The following is a 21,240-nucleotide window of genomic DNA, read 5'->3' on the forward strand; positions in this document are numbered from 1 at the left end:
CTGGGTCGCACGCTCAGTACATGTTCTTCTTGTAGTCGGCCTGCAGCCCCTTGCGGACCACGCCGGGCACCGAGACCGCCGCGCGCATCAGCGCGGCCTGGGCACCACGCGCGCCGCTGAGCCTGACGTGGTCGCGGAAGATCGCCGACGGATCCAGGTCGTGTGCGATGGCGGCGGGCGGCCAACGGTCGAAGCGACCCAGCGCCGGGCTGTGCGTGTCTTCGAGGAGCGCGGGCAGCACCCGTACCGCCAGATGCGGAACGCGGTCATCGACGGCGAGCGCGTTGCGGATCGCCTCATCGGTGCTTGGGCGGGCGAGACCTTCGATGCGCACGCAGCGCGCGCTGCCGGGGCGTAGCGCCAGCAGCGCGATTTGCGGCCGCGCCAGCAGGTTGCCGATGCTGTCGACGCGGCGGTTGCCCGGCCGGTCGGCAAACCACCAGGCGTCGCGGTGGGCTTGCAGCAAGGCCCCGGCGCGATCGCCGCGCGGGCTGACATCGACGCGGCCCTCGGCATCGGCGGTGGCCAGGATCAGCAGCCGGCAGCTGGCGAGCAATCCCTCCGGCGTTTCCGCCGGCGTGGCGCCGGTCTGCGCCTCGGCGTGCCACCAGTCGGCGCGGAGCAGGGCCTTGGCGCAGTGCAGATAGCATTCCTCGACCGCGACGAACACGCGCGTGCCGTCGTCGCCGGCGATGCGGCCATTGATCCGCAGGGTCTCGCCCAGGCCGGGCACCAGGAACAGCGAGCCGAAGCCGGCGCCGACATGCGCGTGGGCCGCATCCAGCGCCTGCAGCGGGATCGACAGCAAATGCGGAGTGTCGCCGCGCGCGAAGCCGGGCGCGCCGCTGCCCGCGCTCAGCGCCAGGCGCTGGCTGGCGACGCCGGCGAACAGCAAGGGACTGGCGGCCAGCCAACGCAACGCGTGCGCGTCCAGGTGGTCGATCACCTTCAGGTCGCGCGGGCCGGGCAGGCGGCCCACGCAGTCCTGCAGCTGCGCCGCGTCGGTGACGAAGTCGGTCATCGTGGCGTCTCCCGCAAAGGGAAGGCGACGTGGTCGAGCAAAGAGGGAGAGAGCATCGCAAGGCACTCCTGTGAACGAGGGAGGCTTGCGCAAAGGCTGGCGACGCCTGGAACCGTATCACACACGCGGCGGACGCCGCTTCGGACGACTGCGCGGCCCGCCTTGGCCGCATGACGCCGTTACAACCGCAGTTCGAACCCGAGATAGGCCGAACGCCCGGGTGCTGGCGAGAACATCGGCTGGTCGTTGCCGCCCCAGAAGAAGTTGTCGTACCAGACGTAGGCGTAGCGGCTGTCGGTGAGGTTCTTCACCTGCAGGTCGAGGCTGGTGCGCGGGCCGAGCTGGTAGCGCACGCTGGCGTCGACCACGCGGAAGCCGCCGTACTTGCCCTGCGCATTACGCTCGTCGATGTAGTAGTCGCCCTGTGCGCGCGCCTGCAGCCCGAACTTCCAGCGTGCGTTGGGCCGGTAGTCGACGCCGGCGTTGCTGATGTAGCGCGGGGTGGAGAACACCTCGCGTCCGCGCAGCGGTTCGCCGGTCGCGGTGAAGGCGCTGACCACCTTGGCTTCCTGGATCGCGTGCGACAGCCACAGCGTCCAGCGCTCGCCCAGTTGCGAGCTCAGTTGCAGGTCCACGCCTTGCCGGCGGGTCTGGCCAAGCCCGACCGTGGTGCCGGTGCTGGGCATGTTGGCCACCTCGTCGGTGGCATCCTGACGCCAGACCGCCACGCGCGCCTCGGTGCCGGCGACCGGCTGCAGCTTCAGGCCCAGCTCCTTGCCGGTATTGATCGAGGGCCGGAATGCGCTTTGCCCGGGCGTCAGGTAGGCCGGGGCGGTGGAGCCGGTGAGGATCTGGAAGGTGCGGCCCCAGTTGGCATACACACTCAGTTGCGGGGTCAGCGCATAGATCACGCTGAGCTTGGGCTGGTCGATCCAGCCATAGCGCTGCAGTGGCGCATGGATACCGCCGGGCAGCGCGGTGTCGCCGGAGAAGCGGTCGACGCGGTACGCGGGGACGATCTTCAGCGCATCGCTCGGTTGGATCACCGCCTGCAGGTACAGACCGAGATTGTCCAGGCTGTAGCGGTCGTCGTTCTGCACGCGTGCCGGGGCGCGATCGAAATCGGTCGGCACGCTGTACGCGTAGCGCGCGCGTCGGTAGCGGTTGTCCTGGTGCTCGGCGTTGAGGCCTGCTTCCACGCTGAGCAGGTCGCTGGCCTGCCAGGTGATGGTGCTGAGCAGGCCGGTCTGGGTTTCGTCCCACTGCCGGCGCTGCCGCGGCGCGTTGCCCAGCGGGTAGCTGGTGAAGGTGACCCGGCGGTCGTCCTGGTAGCGGTTGAGGTACAGCGTGTTGCGCAGCTGCAGGCCGTCGCCGAGCCTGAAGTCGGCGTGCACGCTGGCCTGGCGCATGTCGCGGTCGTCGCCATCGTTGGCGTTCTTCGGCGGCGACTGGTCGCGGTCCTCGGCCAGTTCGGTGGCAGTGAGGAAACCCGGTTCGTCGGCCTCGTGGTGGTAGACGCGGGCGATCAGGCCGATGCGTGCGGCATCGTCCTCCTCGCCATAGAACCACTTGCCGCCGAGGGTGTACTTGCGCGAGGTGTCGTGCGCACGATAGCCGTGCGCGGCCTGCACGCCGACGAAGTAGTTCTGCGCAAGGCCATCGGCCTCATGGCCGGCGGCATACTGCAGTTCGCGCGTGGCGAAGCTGCCGCCACTCAGCCGCAGGTCCTGGTAGTTGCCGCCCTGGCGGGTGGCGATGTTGAAATTGCCGCCGATGTTGTGCAGGCCGTAGCGCGGGTCGTTGGTGCCGCGCACCACTTCGATGTAGGCGATCTCCAGCGGGAAGATCATGTCGATGAAGCGCTGGTTGCCGCTGTTGACGTTGCTCGGCACGCCGTCGATCAGCACCTTGATGCCGTTGAGGTAGCCCTCGCCGTTGAAGGCGCGGAAGGTGACCTTGCCGGACTCGGCGCCCTGCCGGGTTTCGGTGAGCTGCATGCCGGGCATCTGCCCGAGCAGTTCCCAACTGTTCATGACGTTCTTGTCGCCGATCTGCTCGCTGCCAAGTACGTCGACCGAGCTGAGGATGTTGCGCGTGGACAGCGAAGCGGCGCTGTGGCGCCGCGCTTCCACGGTGCCGAGTGTCGTGGTTGTGGTCGTGTCGGTTGTTGTCGTCTGCGCGGCGCCGTCGCCGGCCGCGAGTCCAGCCAGCACGGCGAGGGCACGGGAATCGATCTTCATGGTGTCTGCGAAAGAAAGTGGAGTGGAGGCTGGCGGCAGTGGCGCGGCTGCAGGCGAGCGGGTGGTGCACGGTCCGATCCACGAACACGGTGCCACAAAAGTGATGTTATATCATTTCTTTAAAAGCTGTCGGAATCGCCGTGTGGCGACACCAGAAGTGCTGCCTTCGCCATGCAGGTAGCCGAGGGCCTTCGCCACGATGGCGGGAGACGTTGGAGGTGTCGTGGGGCCGCGCGTGGCGGCCCCGCGGCCGTTCAGGCCGGTTGCCGCGCGACCTGGAAGCCGGCGAAGGACTGCGTCACCGGCATGATTTCCAGCCGATTGATGTTCAGATGCGGCGGCAGCGTCGCCACCCAGAAGATCTGTTCGGCGATGTCCTCGGCGGTCATCGGCTGCGCGCCCTGGTAGAGCGTGTCCGAGGCCTTCTGGTCGCCATGGGTGCGGACCAGGGTGAACTCGGTCTCGGCCATGCCCGGTTCGATCGCGGTCACGCGCACGCCGGTGCCGTGCAGGTCCGAGCGCAGGCCCAGCGAGAACTGGCTGACGAAGGCCTTGGTGCCGCCGTAGGTGTTGCCGCCGGGGTAGGGGTACAGCGCGGCGACGGAACTGATGTTGATGATCGCGCCGCGGCGCTGGATCAGCGTCGGCAGCAGGCGATGGGTCAGCGTCACCAGCGCGGTGATGTTGGTGTCGATCATCGTGCGCCAGTCGTCCAGTTGCGCGGCCTGCGCCGGCGCGGTGCCCTGCGCCAGGCCGGCGTTGTTGACCAGCAGGTCGATGCCGCGAAAGGCTTCGGGCAGTGCCGCCAGCATCGCGTCCAGGGCGTCGGCATCGCGGATGTCGAAGGCGGCGATGTGCACGCGCTCGGCGCCGAAGGCGTCCAGCAGCGGCTGCAGGCGCTCGGCGCGGCGGCCGGTGGCGATCACGCGCCAGCCGGCATCGACGAAGCGGCGCACGGCGGCAGCGCCGAAACCGGAGGTGGCGCCGGTGATCAGGGCAGTCTGAGTCATGGTGGGGCCGGGAATGGGGAGTGGGGAATCGGGAATGGTAAAAGCAAAACGCGGTCGCGGGCGTCGACGGCGGCGTATGAAGTCAGCTTGGATGATTGATTGCGGCCAGTGCCAGCGCGACAGCTGCAGATCCCAAGCGCCGTGATGCGCCTTACTTGTCGCAGGGAACGGGGCAGCGCCCGCTTCCCCTCTTCCCCGATTGCTTCCGGCCTTACTGCGCCTTGTCCGAAGTCGCCAGCAGGCCGTTGCCATCGAACGACAGCATCATCTCAGGACCGGCACGGCCCAATATCGGTGGTGACGACGCACGCACGCACGCGAAGGTGAGAGCGGCACGGAACCCGCTCCTCCCATTCCCGAATCCCGGCTTCACTGCGCCTTGCCCGCAGTCGCCAGCAGGCCTTTGCCATCGAACGACAGCGTCATCACAGGACCAGCGCGGCCCAATATCGGTGATGACGACGCACGCACGCGAAGGTGAGAGCGGCACGGAACCCGCTCCTCCCATTCCCGACTCCCGAATCCCGGCCTCACTGCGCCTTGATCGCGATCGCCGATAGCCCGCTGCCGTTCAACTTCTGCTTGGCCTCGGCCAGCTCGCTGGCGGTGCCGTAGGGACCCATGCGCACGCGATAGACGGTCTTGCCGCTGATCTGCGCCGATTCCACGCGTGCCGACAGGCCCAGCATCGCCAGCTTGGCCTTGGTCGACTCGGCGTCGCCGGAGGCGCCGAACGAGCCGGCCTGCAGGATGTAGCGTGCGTTGTCGGGCGCCGCGGCCGCGGTCGCGGCTGCCGCCGCTGGGGCGGTGGTCGCGGCCGGCATGGCCGTGGCGGTCGCCGGCTTGGCGGCGGCGGGGGCGGCGCTGGCGGCCGCAGTCGGCGTCTCCGGCAGCGGGGTCGGATTGGCCGCCGTCGCGGTGGGCGCCGTGGCGACTGCAGCCGGCGTGGTGCCCGGCGCGGTCGTGCCGGCGGCAGCCTGTGCCTTGGCCTTGCGAATCGCCTCGGCGCGCGCGCTGGCAGCCAGTTCGGCGTCGGACATCTGCACTTCCTTGCCGGGCAGCAAGGTGTAGAAGTCGTACTGGGTCTGCGCGTCCTTCTTCGCCTCCGGCTTGGTGCTGCCGGCCGCGTTGGCGGCGGGCTTGGGCAGATCCGGGGCCGCATCGACATCGGCATCGGCCACCGGCGCCGGTTGCGCATCCGGATTGGCGCGCGGGCCGCCCACGCGCAGGAAGTCGCCGTCCTTCTTGAACAGGCCCGGCGCGCCGAGGAACACCACCGCGGCGATCGCCGCGCCGGCGATCAGCCACACCCATCCGGGCGTGCCGTTGCCGGTGTTGCGCCGGGCCTGTGTCTTACCGCGTCGTGCTGCCATTTACCGCTTCTCCACTCACATTTTTTCCGGGGCCGAGACGCCCAGGAGATTCAGACCGTTCGCCATTACTTGCTGTGCCGCCACCGCCAGGGTCAGCTTGGCGTTGCGTTCGCCAGCGTCGTCCACCAGCACCGGGGTGCCGTGGTACCAGGTGTGGAAGGCCGTGGCCAGTTCGCGCAGGTATTGCGCGATCAGATGCGGCTCCAGCGCATGCCCCGCATTCTCCACCACTTCCGGGTAGCGCGAGAGTTCCTGCATCAGTTCCAGCGAGGTCGCGTCGTTCAGCCGGTTCAGTTGCGCCTGGCCGTCGGCCTGGTCGTAGTCCAGCTTCTTCTCCTGCGCCTGGCGCAGCAGGCTGCACACGCGGGCATGCGCGTACTGCACGTAGAACACCGGATTGTCGTTGCTCTGCTGGCGCGCCAGGTCGATGTCGAAGGTGAGCTGCGAATCGGGCTTGCGCGCGATCAGGAACCAGCGCGTGGCGTCGCGGCCGGCTTCCTCGATCAGGTCGCGCAGGGTCAGGTAGCTGCCGGCACGCTTGGACAGCTTCACTTCCTCGCCGCCGCGCATCACCGTGACCATCTGGTGCAGCACGTACTCCGGCCAGCCCTTGGGGATGCCCAGGTCCATCGCCTGCAGGCCGGCGCGCACCCGCGCCAGCGAGCCGTGGTGGTCGGCGCCCAGCTCGGTGATGGCGCGCACATAGCCGCGCTGCCACTTGCTCAGGTGGTAGGCCACGTCCGGCACGAAGTAGGTGTAGCTGCCGTCGGACTTGCGCATCACGCGGTCCTTGTCGTCGCCGAAATCGGTGGATTTCAGCCACAGCGCGCCGCCGTCCTCGTAGGTGTGGCCGGAGGCGATCAGCTTCTGCACCGCCTCCTCGACCTTGCCGTCGCGGTACAGCGAGCTTTCCAGGAAGTAGATGTCGAAATCCACGCCGAACGCGGCCAGGTCGTGGTTCTGCTCGTTGCGCAGATAGGCCACGGCGAAGCGGCGGATCGCGTCCAGGTCCTGCGGGTCCCTGGCGCCGGTGACCACGTGGCCTTCCAGGTCCACAGCGGCGCCGGCCATGTAGGCGTCGGCCACGTCCTGGATGTAGTCGCCGCGGTAGCCTTCCTCCGGCCAGTCGGGGCTGTCGGGGGTCTTGCCCAGGGCGCGCGCCTGCACCGAGCGCGCCAGGTTCTCGATCTGGTTGCCGCCGTCGTTGTAGTAGAACTCGCGCTTGGCGTTCCAGCCGTTGGCCTCGAGCAGCCGTGCCAGGCAGTCGCCGATGGCCGCGGCGCGGCCGTGGCCGACGTGCAGCGGCCCGGTCGGGTTGGCCGAGACGTACTCCACGCCCACGGTGCGGCCGTTGCCGACCAGGCTGCGGCCGTAGTCCTCGCCCTGCTTGAGCACCGACAGCACCTCGCGCTGGTAGGCGCCGGGGCCGAGGTGGAAATTGATGAAGCCGGGACCGGCGATCTCGACCTTGCTCACGTCGTCGTTGGCTGGCAGCGCCTCCACCAACTGCTGGGCGAGGGCGCGCGGATTGGTGCGCGCGGCCTTGGCCAGCAGCATCGCCGCGTTGGTGGCGAAGTCGCCGTGCTCGCGGGTCTTGGGCCGCTCGACCACGAAGTCCGGCGGCAGGGTGTCGGCCGGCAGGGTGCCATTGGCGCGCAAGGCTTCGATGCCTTGACCGATCAGGGCGCGGAGTTGGGATTTCACGAGATCTCTGCTTGAAGCGCGGAACCGGCGATTTTACCCGACCCGCCGCCTCCCGGCCCGCCCCGGGTTCAGCCCGACCTCAGCCGTGACGCGGCGCCCGGCGCGCGTCGGCGCCTGGACCGGTCGCCTGCCTTGCGGAATCCAGGCTGGCTGCGCCGGGACGGGCCCCACGCCAGCACGGTTCGCCCCCCACCGCGGCGGCTCAGGCCCAGCCGCGCGACGCCATCGAGACCGGCACACCGTCGCCGACGATGAAGTGGTCGAGCAGGCGCACGTCGATCAGGTCCAGCGCCTGCTTCAGCCGCTCGGTGACGGCGCGGTCGGCGGGGGAGGGCTCCGGGTTTCCGGACGGGTGGTTGTGGCCGATGATCACCGCGGCGGCATTGAGCGTGAGCGCGCGCCGGACCACCTCGCGCGGGTGCACCTCGGCGCCGTCCAGGGTGCCCTGGAACAGTTCCTCGAAGGCCAGCCAGCGGTGCCGGGTGTCCAGGAACAGCGCGGCGAACACCTCGTACGGCCGTGACCGCAGGCGTTGCGCGAAGTAGCGGCCGGCGCTGACCGGGTTGCTGAGGGTGTCGCCGCGCTGCAGTTCCGCGGCCAGGTGGCGCTGGCCCAGTTCCAGCGCCGCCGACAGCTGGCAGGCGCGCGCCGGCCCCAGCCCGGGCAGGCGCACCAGGTCGCCGGGTGTTCGGTCCAGCAGCGTGCGCAGCGGCCCATGCCGCTGCAGCAGGTCGCGCGAGGTGCGCACCGCGTCGCTGCCGGGCAGGCCGGAGCCGAGAAAGATCGCCAGCAGTTCGGCGTCGGAAAGGGCCCGGGGACCGCGTGCCAGCAGCTTTTCCCGGGGACGTTCTTCGCAGGGCCAGTCGGAGATGTGCATATCGCCAGGGTGCCGGCCGACATGGCGCAACGGTATCAGGCCGCCAAAACCCATCGGGTAAGCTAATCGTCCTTGTATGGGTAGGACATTCCCGACGTGACCCCGATTTTGGAAAGGCCCCTGCAGGGGCGACGTGTGCTGTTGTGCGTCGGCGGGGGAATCGCCGCCTACAAGGCGCTGGAACTGGTGCGGCGCCTGCGCGACGCCGGCGCCGAGGTGCAGGTGGCGATGACCGCCGGCGCGCAGCAGTTCGTCACCCCGCTGAGCTTCCAGGCGCTGTCCGGCCATCTCACCCGCACCACGCTGTGGGACAGCGGCGCCGAGCAGGCGATGGGCCACCTGGAACTGGCGCGCTGGGCCGAGCACGTGGTGGTGGCGCCGGCCACCGCCGACCTGCTGGCGCGCCTGGCGCACGGGCTGGCCGACGACCTGGTGGGCACGCTGTGCCTGGCCAGCACCGCGCCGCTGACGGTGTGCCCGGCAATGAACCACCGCATGTGGCTGCACCCGGCCACCCAGGCCAACGTCGCCACTCTGCGCCAGCGCGGCGCACAGGTGGTCGGCCCGAACGATGGCCCGCTGGCCGAAGGCGAGTCCGGCCCGGGCCGCCTGGCCGAACCCGAGCAGATCGTTGCCGCGCTGGCGGGGCATACGGACCAGAGCGCCGTGTCGGCCGCCGCGGCCGCGGCCGCCGTCCCGTCGCGTTCCGGCACTGCCACTGGCACGAGCGCCCTGCGCGGCCTGCGCCTGGTGATCAGCGCCGGCCCCACCTACGAAGACCTGGATCCGGTGCGCTACCTGGGCAACCGCAGCAGCGGCAAGATGGGCTACGCGCTGGCCGCGGCCGCCGCCCGGCTGGGGGCCGAGGTGGTGCTGGTCAGCGGTCCGGTGCATTTGCCTACGCCCGCCGGCGTGCAGCGCATCGACGTGCGCTCGGCCGCGCAGATGCGCGAGGCGGTGCTCGGCGCGCTGCCGGCGGACATCTACATCGGCACCGCCGCGGTCGCCGATTACACGCCCAAGCAGGTGGCGACGCAGAAGATCAAGAAGAGCGGCGAGACCCTGACCCTGGAGCTGACCCGTACCCCGGACATCCTGGCCGAGGTCGCCGCGCAGACCCAGGCGCTGAAGCTGGTGGTCGGCTTCGCTGCCGAGACCCACGACATCGAGCGCTACGCCCGTGGCAAACTCGCCGACAAGCACCTGGACCTGATCGTGGCCAACCGGGTGGGGGTGGCCGGGAACGGCTTCGAGAGCGACCAGAACGCGGCCACCGCCTATTGGCAGGATGGCGAACGCGACTTCCCGGCGGTCTCCAAGACGCAGCTGGCTGAACAACTGCTGGACCTGATCGCGCAGAGGCTGCACGCATGAGCACTCCCACGCCCTATCCGCTGCAGGTGAAGCTGCTGGATCCGCGCTTCGGCGACAGTTGGCCGCTGCCCGACTACGCCACCGAAGCCAGCGCCGGGCTCGACCTGCGCGCGGCCACCGAGGCGCCGTTGACCCTGGCGCCGGGCGACACCGCGCTGATCCCCAGTGGCCTGTCCATCTACATCGCCGATCCGCAGCTGTGCGCGGTGGTGCTGCCGCGCTCGGGCCTGGGCCATCGCCATGGCATCGTGCTCGGCAACGGCACCGGCCTGATCGACGCCGACTACCAGGGACCGCTGCTGATCAGCGTCTGGAACCGCGGCCGCGAGGACTTCACCATCGCCCCCGGCGACCGCATCGCGCAGTTGGTGGTGATGCCGGTCGTGCGCGTCGCCCTGCAGGTGGTGGATACTTTCGCCGACAGCGCCAGGGGAACGGGTGGATTCGGCCATACCGGAGTGCGCTGACAGGGGATCGTCTGCATGAGCGAGGCAACACAAGCGCGGCCGGTGCCGCACGGTTTGCGCAAGGTGGCGCCTCTGCTGACGGTGCTGCTGGTGCTGTTGGTGGTCTGGTTCGGCTGGAGCGGGGTCGAGCAATGGCGGGCCGAGCAAGCCGCCGCCACGCTGGAGCAGGCGCGCGATGCCGCGGTGACGCAGACCCAGCAGGCGCTGGCGGGCGTGGGCAAGCGCCTGTCCGAGCGCCTGCAGCAGCCGGCCGTGCAGGCAGCGCTGAGCCGCGGCGACGCCGCGGCCGCCGCCCAGGCCCTGCGTGCGGACTGGGCGCAGGCCGAGGACGCACAGGTGCTGCCGGCCGATCTGGAACCGGGCTACACCGATGCGGCGCACTTCGGCTACGGCCGCCTGGCGCTGCTGGAGAAGGCGCTGATGACCGGCAAGCTCGCCAGCGCGGTGATCCGCGACGGCGGCGGCCCCCGGCTGGGCCTGGCCGCGCCGGTCTCGCTGGGGGGCAGCGCCGGGGTGGTCTACCTGCGCCTGCCGCTGGCGTTGCTCACCGACCCGGTCGCGCACGCGTCGGTGCCGGGCACCGGCTATCTGGCCCTGCGCCAGGGCAGCTACGACGTGATCGCCGCCGGCGACACTGCGCTGCACGATCGCGCCGACGCGATGTCGCGCCCGGTCGGCGACAGCGGCCTGCGCATGGTCGCCTCGCTGCCGGATACCGAAGCCGGTCCGCTGGGATTGGGCGCGCTGCCTTGCCTGCTGGTCGCCGGCCTGTGCCTGGTGCTGGGCGCGCTGCTGTTGCTGGCCGCGCGCGGGCGCCTGCCGCAGCCGCGGCCGCGCCGCGCCGGCGCGGCGGCCGCCGAAGAACACACCCTGCAGCAGAGCCTGCAACGCCAGGAGCCGCCGCCGCCGCCGTCCGCCACCGAGGAGGCCGCGCCGGCCAAGCCGGTGCCGGCGTTCACGGTGGCGCCGGAGATCTTCCGCGCCTACGACATCCGTGGCGTGGTCGGCCGCGACCTCAGCCCGCAGGTCGCGGCGCTGATCGGCCAGGCGATCGGTGCGGTGATGCATGAGCAGGGGCTCAACGAGGTGGTGGTCGGCCGCGATGGCCGCCTGTCCGGACCGGAATTGTCGGCCGCGCTGATCGAGGGCCTGCGCCGCGCCGGCTGCCATGTCACCGACATCGGCCTGGCGCCGACCCCGGTGGTGTACTTCGCCGCCTACCACCTGCGTGCCGGCAGCTGCGTTGCGGTGACCGGCAGCCACAACCCGGCCGACTACAACGGCTTCAAGATCGTGGTCGGCGGCGAGACCCTGTCCGGCGCCGCCATCGCCGATCTGCACGCGCGGATCAGCGCCGGCCGCCTGCCGGTGGCCGACGAGCCGGGCCGGCTGCAGCAGCGCGACGTCGGCGACGACTACATCCAGCGCATCGCCGACGACGTGCAGCTGGACCGCCCGCTCAAAGTGGTGGCCGATGCCGGCAACGGCGTCGGCGGCGAGCTGGCGCCACGGCTGCTCGAGGCCATCGGTGCCGAGGTCGTGCCGCTGTACTGCGATGTCGACGGCACCTTCCCCAACCACCATCCCGACCCCAGCGAGCCGCGCAACCTGGAGGATCTGGTGCAGACCGTGCGGCGCTTCGACGCCGACCTGGGCGTGGCCTTCGACGGCGACGCCGACCGCCTCGGCGTGGTCACCAAGGAGGGCACGGTGATCTATCCGGACCGCCTGCTGATGCTGTTCGCCGCCGACGTGCTGCAACGCAATCCCGGCGCGCTGGTGATCTACGACGTCAAGTGCACCGGCAAGCTGTCCGATTACGTGCTGCGCAACGGCGGCAGCCCGCTGGTGTGGAAGACCGGGCACTCGCTGATCAAGGCGAAGATGCGCGAGACCGACGCCGAACTGGCCGGCGAGATGAGCGGCCACTTCTTCTTCAAGGAGCGCTGGTACGGCTTCGACGACGGCCTGTACGCGGCGGCGCGGCTGCTGGAGATCCTGGCCCAGCGCGAGGAGTCGCCGTCGGACGTGCTGGCCGAGCTGCCCGACAGCGTGGCCACGCCGGAGATCAAGCTGCCGGTGGACGGGCAGGACGCGCACGCGCTGGTCGCCGACCTGGTCGCGCGGGCGCAGCAGGACGGCTCGCCGTTCGCCGGCGCGCGGCTGCTGACCATCGACGGCTTGCGCGCCGATTTCCCCGACGGCTGGGGCCTGGTGCGCGCTTCCAACACCACGCCGGTGCTGGTGCTGCGCTTCGAAGCCGACAACACGGCGGCGCTGGAGCGGATCAAGGCGCTGTTCCGCGCCCAGTTGCAGGCGCTGTTGCCGGCGGTGACGCCGACCTTCTGAGTCGCTCGCGCCCGGGATCGTCCGGGCGCCGGGCCGCGCGCCGGCTCAGCCGCCGGCGGTGGTCGCGGACTGTGCCGGGCCGTTGCCTCGGGCCGCGCGATAGCGCTGCAGCACGTCCTCGATTTCCTGATCCAGGCCGAGCCGCTGCTGTTCGAAGTTCTTCTGCATGCGCAACTGCCACAGCAAGGCGCGGTGCCGCTGCTGCACATCGTCGGCGGTCTTGGCCGGCACGCTCTGCCCGGCCAGCTCGCGCGCGCCGGCGCCGGACAGCAGGCCGATCAGGCCCTGGCGCAGGCTCTCCACGTTGTAGCGCGCGGTCTGGATGTTGTTGTCGACGATGCCGATGCGCTCGGCGAACACCCGGCGCAGTTCGTCCTCGGTCTGGTACGACAGCAACATCGCCTGGTCGGTGCGCTTGCGCGTCTCCAGCGCGGCCTGGTCGGCGCGTTGCTGCGCGGCGTCGGCGGCGGCCGCGGCGCGTTCCTCGGCGTTCAGCGCACGCCCGACTTCGGCGCTGCGCATGCCGCTGGTCGCGTTGAACTCGTCGCGTGCCTGGTTCACCGCCTCCGGCGGCAGCGCATCGCTGCAGGTGCGTTGGCCGCCCTGGTTCCAGCAGTACAGCTTCTTGGACGGTGCCGATGCCTGTTGCGCCGCGACCGGCAAGGCCAGCAGCGCCAGCACGGCCGGCAGGACGCGATTGCGTGGTCGGATCGGCATCGTGGCAGCCCCCTGCTGTCAGCCAGACGAAGCGCAACCGTAGCGGGCCCGGTAGGCCAGCAGCGGTTCGCGGAAGCCGACAAGGTCTGCGTTTCCGTCGATGAATGCAAGCAGGTCGCCAAGATGCGCGACCGAGACCACAGGAACGCCGGCTTCGGCGGCCACCGCCTGCGCCGCGGAGCGGCGGTCGTGCTCGGCGGCGATCTCCTGGCGGTCCAGCGCGACCAGGATCGCGGCCGGCTCGCCGCCGGCGGCCCGGATGATGCCCAGCGCCTCGCGGATCGCGGTACCGGCGGTGATCACGTCGTCCACGATCAGCACCCGGCGGCCGGCCAGCGACGCGCCGATCAGGCTGCCGCCTTCGCCGTGCGCCTTGGCCTCCTTGCGGTTGAACGCCAGCGGCAGGTCGCGCTCGCGCCGCGCGTACTCGCAGGCCACTGCCGTGGCCAGCGGAATGCCCTTGTAGGCCGGGCCGAACAGCAGGTCGAAGTCGAGCCCGGCGGCATCGGCCGCATCCGCGTAGCACGCCGCCAGTCGCGCCATGCTGGCGCCGGAATCGAAGCGCCCGGCATTGAAGAAGTAAGGGCTGAGGCGCCCGGACTTCAGCGTGAACTCGCCGAAGCGCAGCGCCTCCGCGTCCAGGGCCAGTTGCAGGAAACGTTGCCGGTAGTCGGTCATTGGGGGGCCGGGATTCGGGATTGGGGATGACGGGATTCGTAAAAGCATAGCTGGTCGCGAGCGTGCAGCGTCCACGCATGGGGTACGCTTCCACGAATCCCCAATCCCTCCATCCCGAATCCCGGCTCTATGCGCATCATCAGCTTCAACGCCAACGGCCTGCGGTCGGCCGCCACCAAGGGCTTTTTCGAGTGGTTCGCCACCCAGCAGGCGGACGTGCTGTGCGTGCAGGAGACCAAGGCGCAGGAGCATCAGTTGGCCGGGCCGGCGTTCCTGCCGGACGGCTACCGGGTCTGGTTCCGCGACGCCAGCACCAAGAAGGGCTATAGCGGCGTGGCCATCTACAGCAAGCGTGAGCCGGACGAGGTGCGGACCGCACTGGGCTGGCCCGAGTTCGACGAGGAAGGCCGCTACATCGAGGCGCGCTTCGGCAACCTGAGCGTGGTGTCCTTCTACATTCCCTCGGGGTCCTCCGGCGAGCTGCGCCAGGGCTACAAGTTCCAGGTCATGGACTGGCTGCGGCCGATCCTGGTGGAGTGGCTGCACAGCGGCCGCGACTACGTGCTGTGCGGCGACTGGAACATCGTGCGCTCGGCGTTGGACATCAAGAACTGGAAGTCGAACCAGAAGAACTCCGGCTGCCTGCCCGCCGAGCGCGACTGGCTCAACGGCCTGTGCGCCGATCGCGCCGACGACGCCGACCCGGCCAGCGGCCGCGGCTGGGTGGACGCCTACCGCGCGCTGCATCCGGAGGGCCAGGACTACACCTGGTGGAGCAACCGCGGCGCGGCGCGCGCCAATGACGTCGGTTGGCGCATCGACTACCAGTTCGTCACTCCGACCCTGCGCGAGCGCCTGCAGGGCTGTTCCATCTATACCGCGCAGCGCTTCTCCGACCATGCGCCGTTCACGGTGGACTACCGCGAATGAGCGGCGGTACTGCCGCGGCGCCGGTGTCCTACAAGGGCTGGGCCGGGATCAAGCGCGCCTTCGCCACGCCGTCGGCGGCGACGATGGCGCTGCTGGGTTTCGGCAGCGGCTTGCCGTTCCTGCTGATCGCCTCGCAGACCCTGTCCACGCGCCTGCGCGACGTCGGCCTGGACCTGGGCAGCATCGGCCTGATCAGCCTGGCCAGCTTCTTCTACCTGCTCAAGTTCCTGTGGGCGCCGCTGCTGGACCGCTACCGCTTCCCGCTGCTCGGCTTCCTCGGCCGGCGCCGCTCGTGGCTGCTGGTCTCGCAGTTGGGCGTGGCCATCGGCCTGGTGGCGCTGGCGTTCACCCGCCCCGAACTGAGTGTGGGCGCACTGGTGCTGTGGGTGCTGATCGCCTCTTTCGCCGGCGCCACCCAGGACTCGGTGGTGGACGCCTATCGCATCGAGATCGCGCCGTTGTCGGCGCAGGCTGCGCTCGCCGCGACCTACACCTTCGGTTACCGCATCGGCCTGATCCTGGCCGGCGCCGGCGCGCTGTATCTGGCGCAGTACGGCGACTGGACCGTGGCCTATCTGGTCATGGCCGGGCTGATGCTTCTGCCGATCCTCACCACCCTGCTGTGCCGCGAGCCGGAGGTGCCGGCCTCGACGGTGGTGCGCAGGATCGACGTGGTCGGCGCGTTCTGGCAGCCGATCTCCAGCTTCTTTTCCAGCAACGGCCTGGCGCTGGGGCTGGCGCTGTTGCTGTTCGTGGGCCTGTTCAAGTTCCCCGACCAGGTGATCGGCGTGATGTCCGGCCCGTTCTACCTGGACTCGGGCTTCGACAAGGCCGACATCGCCACCGTCTCCAAGCTGTTCGGAGTCTGGATGGGCATCGCCGGCGCCTTCGCCGGTGGTCTGGCGGTGGCCGCCTTCGGTTTCCGGCGCATGTTGCTCGTCGCCGCGCTGGGCGTGGCGCTGTCCAACCTGGCGTTCCTGCTGATGGCGCACAACCCCGGCCAGCTTTGGTCGTTCTACGCCGCGCTCAGCGCCGACAACCTGTTCCAGGGCTTCGCCGGCACCGTGCTGGTCGCCTTCATGTCCTCGCTGACCGACCGCAACTTCACCGCCACCCAGTACGCGCTGCTGGTGTCGCTGGCCAACCTGCCGGGCAAGTTCGTCGGCGGCGTCTCCGGCTACATCGTCGAAGCCACCTCCTACAGCACCTTCTTCGTGCTCAGCGCCTTCACCGTGATCCCGACCCTGCTGCTGCTGGCCTGGCTGTGGCCGCGGATCCGCGAACAGACGCCACAGGCGACCGCGTCCGGCGATTGAAAGGGCGCCCTGAGGCACGGATGATGAGCAACGGCGCATCCGTGCGCCGCTGCCCGGGAGTCCGCATGAGCGACCTTGTGTTGCGCGATATCGACCCGTTCCTGCTCGAACGCATCCGCCGCATCGCCGTCGCGCGTGGCTGGACCCAACGCCAGGCGGTGCTGGCCTTGATCGAGCAAGGCCTGTTCTCCAGCGAGCACGACGTGCGCAGCGGGTTCGAGCACCGCGAGGTGGATGCGCTGTCGGAGGCGATCGCGGCCTTGCGCGCGCTGCCGTCCGGCAGCGGCTTCTGACCTTCGACGCGTCGCTCAGGCGGGGTGGATCGCGCCGAGGATGCGCGGACCGCGTGCGCCGGTGACCGACGGCAGGTTGCCCGGCAGTCCGGCCAGGGTCTGCCGGGCCAGCCAGGCGAAGCCCATCGCTTCGATGTAGTCCGGGTCCAGGCCCTGCGCCTGGGTCGATTGCACCTGCACGTCCGGCAGCCGCGCCTGCAGCCGCGCCAGCAACAGCGGGTTGTGCACGCCGCCGCCGCACACCAGCAGTTGCCGGGTCGCCGGCTGCTGCGTCTGCAGCGCGTCGGCGACGGTGACCGCGGTGAGTTCCAGCAGCGTCGCCTGCACCGCGGCCGGAGCGGGCGCCGTCGCCTCCAGGCAGGCCTCCAGCCAGCGCAGGTGGAACTGCTCGCGCCCGGTGCTCTTGGGCGGCGGCAGTGCGAACCAGGGATCGGCCAGCAGGCGCTGCAGCAGGTCGGCGTCGACCGCGCCGCTGGCGGCGAACGCGCCGCCGGCATCGTAGGGCTGGCCGCGATGGCGCTGGCACCAGGCATCGAGCAGGGCGTTGGCCGGGCCGGTGTCGAAGCCGCGCACGGCGCCGTGCGCCGGCAGCAGGGTCAGGTTGCCGATGCCGCCGAGATTGAGCACGGCCCGGTCCTCGTGCGCCGCCCCCAGCATCGCGGCATGGAAGGCCGGCATCAGCGGTGCGCCATGGCCGCCGGCGGCGACGTCGCGGCGGCGGAAATCGCAGACCGTGGCTATGCCGGTCAGCTCCGCGATGCGGTTGCCGTCGCCGAGTTGCCAGGTAAAGGCGGGGTCGGCCAGCGGGCGGTGGCGCACGGTCTGCCCGTGCGACCCGATCGCGCGGACTGCGGCCGGCGCCACGCCGGCGTCGTCGAGCAGGCGCAGCGCCGCCTCGGCGAAGGCGATCGCGACCTCGGCGTCGAGCTTCCCCAGCGCGTCCAGCGAGGCGATGTCGCCGCCTTCGCCCAGCGCGATCAGCGCGGCGCGCTGCTGCGGTGCCCAGGCGTAGGTGCGACCCAGGTGCAGCTGTGGGCGTCCGTCATGGTCGAAGCGCACCAGCGCGGCGTCGATGCCGTCGGCGCTGGTGCCGGACATCAGGCCGAGGAACAGGGCGTCGTCGGAAACGGCGGAAGGCGAGGGCATGCAAGGCACCAGGCGGCGGTCGGCGCCGCAGCGTGGGCCAGGTACCGCCGCCCGTCAATGCGCGGCGCGGCGGAACCGGTCGCTGGCGCTCAGCCGGCGTCGTGCGAGGCGGCGGCCTTGGACGAGGCGACGACCTTCTTCTTCTTCGCCCCCGGCTCGTCGGCATCGGCGTAGATCAATTTCTCCACGCGCTGGATGCGCGCCAGCGCCGGCGAGGTCTGCGCGCGGAACGCGGCCAGTTCGGCGCCGGCCAGCGGGGTCGGCGGCGGCATCGTCACCGAGGCCGGATTGCGCTGCACCCCGTCCACGCGGAATTCGTAGTGCAGGTGCGGACCGGTGGCCATGCCGGTCATGCCGACGAAGCCGATCACCGTGCCCTGGTTGATGCGCTGGCCCACCTTGACGCCGCCGAAGCGCGACATGTGCCCGTACAGGGTGCTGTAGCCCTTACCGTGGTCCAGGATCACCACGTTGCCGTAGCCGCGCTGGGTGCCGACGAACTGCACACGCGCATCGCCGGCCGCCATGATCGGCGTGCCGGTCGGCGCCGCGTAGTCGATGCCCTTGTGCATGCGCATGGTGCCCAGCACCGGGTGCTTGCGCGCGCCGAAGGTGGAGCTGATGCGGCTGTAGGACACCGGCATGCGGATGAAGCTTTTCTTCAGCGGCCGCCCGGTCACGTCGAAGTATTCGGCCGGCTTGCCGCCGCGCTCGAAGCGGAAGCCGCTGTAGGTCTTGCCGCGGGTGGTGAAGGTCGCCGCCAGGATCTTGCCGGTATCGATGCGCTCGCCTTCGCGCCAGGTCTCGTCCATGACCACGCTGAAGCGGTCGCCCGGCTGCAGGTCCTTGTCGAAGTCGATGTCGTACTTGAAGATCTCGTCGGTCATCGTGGCGATCGCCGACGGCGACAGCCCGGCCTTGCGCGCGGCCACGTACAGCGAACTGGTGATCTCGCCGCTGGTGACCACGGTGCGCGTGCTGGTCTCGCGCTCGATCACCTTTTCCTTGATGTCGTCGCCCAGCAGCGACAGCTCCACCCGGTGGGTGGCGTCGCGGTCGAAACGCAGGGCGCGCAGGTCGCCGCCGTCGGCCAGGTCGAAGCCGATCTCCGCGCCCGGGCGCAGCTTGGTCAGCGCGTCGTGGGTGCCCGGATGGTCCAGCACCCGCTGCATCACGGTAGCCGGAAGGCCGAGTTGCTCGAACACCGAACCCAGGGTCTGCCCGGATTGGATCCGCACCACCTGCCAGTTGTCGGTGTTCGCGGCCTGCTGTTGCTGGGCAAGCGAGATCGGCGGCAACGGCAGTGCCAGCGTCGCCTGCGTGGTCTGCAGCGGCACGTCGATGGCGTTGGAGAAGCCCGGGACGATGGTGGCGACCATCGCGCCGATGGTGGCGAACAGGCTGGCGTGGATCCAGTGGCGGCGCGTCCAGCGGCCGGCGGGAAGATGTTCCTTCAACTTGCGATGCAGCGCAGTGTCGTGGAGAACGTGAAGGCGTTGCTGGAAACGCTGCCGGCGCGCGCGTTCCTGATCACTGTTGGGCATCAAGGCTTCCTCACGAGCCCGAAGCGCGAGCTCAAAACTCGGCTACCATAAACATCGTTCTACAGCGCGTCAAACCATTGAGCCGGCTCGGATTTTCACCTGGCTGCATGGTTAACTCGCTCTTAACGCCATTCATCTTGCTTGACGCCATTCGCCGGAGTTCCAGTTTTGTCCACGATCGAAGAGTCCCTTGCCCTGATCGGCCGCGGTGCCGACGAAATCCTCAAGCGTGAAGAACTGGAGGCCCGCCTGCGCAGCGGCCGCCCGCTGCGGGTCAAGGCCGGCTTCGATCCCACGGCGCCGGATCTGCACATCGGCCACACCGTGCTGTTGAACAAGATGCGCCAGTTCCAGGACCTGGGGCACCAGGTGATCTTCCTGATCGGCGACTTCACCGGGATGATCGGCGACCCGACCGGCAAGAACGTCACCCGCAAGCCGCTGACCCGCGAGGACGTGCTGGCCAATGCGCGCACCTACGAGGAGCAGGTGTTCAAGGTGCTGGACCGCGCCCGTACCGAAGTGCGCTTCAATTCCGAGTGGTTCGGGCAGATGAGCGCGGCCGACATGATCCGCCTGGCCGGGCAGCACACCGTCGCGCGCATGCTCGAGCGCGACGACTTCGCCAAGCGCTACGCCGCGCAGCAGTCCATCGCCATCCACGAATTCCTGTATCCGCTGGTGCAGGGCTACGACTCGGTGGCGCTGAAGGCCGACGTCGAGCTGGGCGGCACCGACCAGAAGTTCAACCTGCTGATGGGCCGTGGCCTGCAGGAGCACTACGGGCAGCCGGCGCAGATCGTGCTGACGATGCCGCTGCTGGAGGGCCTGGACGGGGTCAACAAGATGTCCAAGTCGCTGGGTAACTACATCGGCATCAGCGAGCCGGCGATCGACATCGTCACCAAGACCATGAAGATCGGCGACGAGCTGATGTGGCGCTGGATCGAGCTGCTGTCCTTCGAGATCGGCATGACCGAGGCGCAGGCGCTGCGGCAGCAGGTGCAGGCCGGCAGCCTGCATCCGCGCGAAGTGAAGCTGCGCCTGGCGCGCGAACTGACCACCCGCTTCCACGATGCCGCGGCCGCCGAACAGGCCATCGTCGGCTGGCACGCGGTGGTGACCGGGCAGGGCGACACCAGTGCCTTGCCGCTGCAGCAGGTTGCGGTGCCGGCGGAGGGGCTGCGGATCGCCGCATTGCTGACCGCCGCGGGCCTGACCGCCAGCAATTCCGAGGCCACCCGCAAGCTGAAGGAGCGGGCGGTGCGCGTGGCCGGCGAGGTGGTGGAGGATCCGCAGCAGAGCTTCGCGCCCGGCTTCGAAGGCGTGCTGCAGGTCGGCAAGCGCACCTTCGCCCGCGTGCAACTCATCGCTGCATGAGATTGCCTGCCCGGCCCCGGCCCCGGCGGGACGGGCAGAAGGCTAGTGCGGAGGTGGCGGCTTGCACATCTATATAGGGAGTCGTCGCTCACGCGGCCGGTACTGACTGATCGCGCAGGCAGCGGGGAGACAGGGCCCTTACAGGGCTCTGCGACGACAGAGTGAAAAAAGTTTTCACACCCTCTTCCCAAACGGACGATTTGGAGCCATACTTTCCCTCCCCTGACGCAACGCCTTTACGGCAACGCGGCAAGGGCGTCAAAAGCCTCCTCAAAAAGGTGTTGACGAAGTGAAAAAGTCGGCTAATATGGCCGGCTCGCTTCGAGGAAAAGCCAGCGGGTTTGGACGAAGAAGCGGCGTCAAGGCCTTGATCAACAAGGTGTTGACGGCAAGAAAAAAGCCGCTATGATGGGCGGCTCGGTTCGACGAAAAGCCTTCGGGTTTGAAGGCGAACCAGCGTCAACCGCCTCGAAATGAGGTGTTGACGGAAACAAAAAGCCCGCTATAATGGGCGGCTCACTCGGACGGAAACGTCGGGGCGAAAAAGGGAAAGGCGCTGAGGCCGGCCCCGAAGTTCTTTGACAGTGTGCGCAGGTAACTTGTGAGGACGCCTGCAGGTGGAAGTATGTCCATCTTGCAGACGTTCGAATCAAGAGCAACAAATCAATTGCTTTGCAAGCGATACGTAGCTTGGTTTGAACTCTGCATATCAAAGTATTGGCCTTCGGGCCTGTAATTTTAAGTGAAGAGTTTGATCCTGGCTCAGAGTGAACGCTGGCGGCAGGCCTAACACATGCAAGTCGAACGGCAGCACAGGAGAG

Annotated in this window: 17 protein-coding genes and 1 rRNA gene; 8 read left to right on the plus strand and 10 right to left on the minus strand. The window is 69.4% G+C overall.

The features are described 5' to 3' along the window. Positions 1-13 precede the first annotated feature (13 nt). The 6 genes from FHR66_RS15705 to radC form a co-directional block, all read right to left on the minus strand. Positions 14-1,021 carry a pyridoxamine 5'-phosphate oxidase family protein gene (locus FHR66_RS15705; RefSeq protein ID WP_160968650.1) on the minus strand — a complete coding sequence of 336 codons (1,008 nt, stop codon included), beginning with the start codon at positions 1,019-1,021 and terminating at the stop codon, positions 14-16. A gap of 179 nt (positions 1,022-1,200) precedes the next feature. After that, the gene (locus tag FHR66_RS15710; protein WP_160968648.1) at positions 1,201-3,261 is read right to left on the minus strand and encodes a TonB-dependent receptor; all 2,061 of its coding nucleotides are present in this window, start codon (positions 3,259-3,261) and stop codon (positions 1,201-1,203) included. Positions 3,262-3,515: 254 nt separating this feature from the next. Beyond that, positions 3,516-4,271 carry an SDR family NAD(P)-dependent oxidoreductase gene (locus FHR66_RS15715; protein ID WP_160968646.1) on the minus strand — a complete coding sequence of 252 codons (756 nt, stop codon included), beginning with the start codon at positions 4,269-4,271 and terminating at the stop codon, positions 3,516-3,518. 530 nt (positions 4,272-4,801) lie between these two features. Next, positions 4,802-5,644, minus strand: coding sequence for an SPOR domain-containing protein (locus tag FHR66_RS15720; protein ID WP_160968644.1), 843 nt, complete (start codon positions 5,642-5,644; stop codon positions 4,802-4,804). A 15-nt stretch (positions 5,645-5,659) separates the two neighbouring features. Continuing rightward, positions 5,660-7,348, minus strand: coding sequence for an arginine--tRNA ligase (gene argS / locus FHR66_RS15725; protein WP_160968642.1), 1,689 nt, complete (start codon positions 7,346-7,348; stop codon positions 5,660-5,662). 202 nt (positions 7,349-7,550) lie between these two features. Next, entirely contained in the window at positions 7,551-8,225 is a 675-nt protein-coding gene (radC, locus tag FHR66_RS15730; RefSeq protein ID WP_160968640.1) for a RadC family protein, read from the minus strand. Positions 8,226-8,321: 96 nt separating this feature from the next. On the opposite strand from radC, the gene coaBC reads away from it, so the two are divergent. Genes coaBC through FHR66_RS15745 form a run of 3 tightly spaced genes read left to right on the plus strand, consistent with a single transcriptional unit; the run spans position 8,322 to position 12,415 of the window. Next, entirely contained in the window at positions 8,322-9,599 is a 1,278-nt protein-coding gene (coaBC, locus tag FHR66_RS15735; protein ID WP_343160680.1) for a bifunctional phosphopantothenoylcysteine decarboxylase/phosphopantothenate--cysteine ligase CoaBC, read from the plus strand. After that, positions 9,596-10,066 carry a dUTP diphosphatase gene (dut, locus tag FHR66_RS15740; RefSeq protein ID WP_017907877.1) on the plus strand — a complete coding sequence of 157 codons (471 nt, stop codon included), beginning with the start codon at positions 9,596-9,598 and terminating at the stop codon, positions 10,064-10,066. The genes coaBC and dut overlap by 4 nt, the downstream gene beginning before the upstream one ends. Positions 10,067-10,081: 15 nt before the next feature. After that, positions 10,082-12,415: a phosphomannomutase/phosphoglucomutase gene (locus tag FHR66_RS15745; protein ID WP_160968636.1), complete on the plus strand. Its 2,334-nt coding sequence runs from the start codon at positions 10,082-10,084 to the stop codon at positions 12,413-12,415. A 45-nt stretch (positions 12,416-12,460) separates the two neighbouring features. On the opposite strand, the gene FHR66_RS15750 is transcribed toward FHR66_RS15745, so the two are convergent. Next, positions 12,461-13,132 carry a hypothetical protein gene (locus tag FHR66_RS15750; RefSeq protein WP_167087929.1) on the minus strand — a complete coding sequence of 224 codons (672 nt, stop codon included), beginning with the start codon at positions 13,130-13,132 and terminating at the stop codon, positions 12,461-12,463. An 18-nt stretch (positions 13,133-13,150) separates the two neighbouring features. After that, positions 13,151-13,810 (minus strand): orotate phosphoribosyltransferase, encoded by a 660-nt coding sequence (gene pyrE, locus FHR66_RS15755; RefSeq protein ID WP_160968634.1) that lies wholly within the window; start codon positions 13,808-13,810, stop codon positions 13,151-13,153. Between the two features lie 129 nt (positions 13,811-13,939). Between pyrE and FHR66_RS15760 the strand changes: the two genes are divergently transcribed. The 3 genes from FHR66_RS15760 to FHR66_RS15770 all read left to right on the plus strand — a co-directional run bounded on the left by FHR66_RS15760 (position 13,940) and on the right by FHR66_RS15770 (position 16,349). Further along, positions 13,940-14,740: an exodeoxyribonuclease III gene (locus FHR66_RS15760; RefSeq protein ID WP_160968632.1), complete on the plus strand. Its 801-nt coding sequence runs from the start codon at positions 13,940-13,942 to the stop codon at positions 14,738-14,740. After that, on the plus strand, positions 14,737-16,056 hold the full coding sequence (locus FHR66_RS15765; protein ID WP_160968630.1) for an AmpG family muropeptide MFS transporter: 1,320 nt from the start codon (positions 14,737-14,739) through the stop codon (positions 16,054-16,056). Before FHR66_RS15760 ends, FHR66_RS15765 begins: the two co-directional genes overlap by 4 nt. Before the next feature lie 65 nt (positions 16,057-16,121). Continuing rightward, complete coding sequence (locus FHR66_RS15770) at positions 16,122-16,349, plus strand: hypothetical protein (protein ID WP_160968628.1); 228 nt, start codon at positions 16,122-16,124, stop codon at positions 16,347-16,349. A 15-nt stretch (positions 16,350-16,364) separates the two neighbouring features. Here the strand turns inward: FHR66_RS15770 and FHR66_RS15775 are convergent, their stop codons facing one another. Next, a complete protein-coding gene (locus FHR66_RS15775; RefSeq protein ID WP_160968626.1) occupies positions 16,365-17,495 on the minus strand; it encodes an anhydro-N-acetylmuramic acid kinase in 1,131 nt (376 codons plus the stop codon). A gap of 89 nt (positions 17,496-17,584) precedes the next feature. Continuing rightward, the gene (locus FHR66_RS15780) at positions 17,585-19,039 is read right to left on the minus strand and encodes a peptidoglycan DD-metalloendopeptidase family protein (RefSeq protein ID WP_160968624.1); all 1,455 of its coding nucleotides are present in this window, start codon (positions 19,037-19,039) and stop codon (positions 17,585-17,587) included. Positions 19,040-19,207: 168 nt separating this feature from the next. On the opposite strand from FHR66_RS15780, the gene tyrS reads away from it, so the two are divergent. Both tyrS and FHR66_RS15790 read left to right on the plus strand, forming a co-directional pair. Continuing rightward, positions 19,208-20,419 carry a tyrosine--tRNA ligase gene (gene tyrS, locus FHR66_RS15785; protein ID WP_160968622.1) on the plus strand — a complete coding sequence of 404 codons (1,212 nt, stop codon included), beginning with the start codon at positions 19,208-19,210 and terminating at the stop codon, positions 20,417-20,419. A gap of 739 nt (positions 20,420-21,158) precedes the next feature. Beyond that, positions 21,159-21,240, plus strand: a 16S ribosomal RNA gene (locus FHR66_RS15790); the annotation flags it as partial.

The sequence above is a fragment of the Xanthomonas sp. F4 genome, from assembly GCF_011761895.1.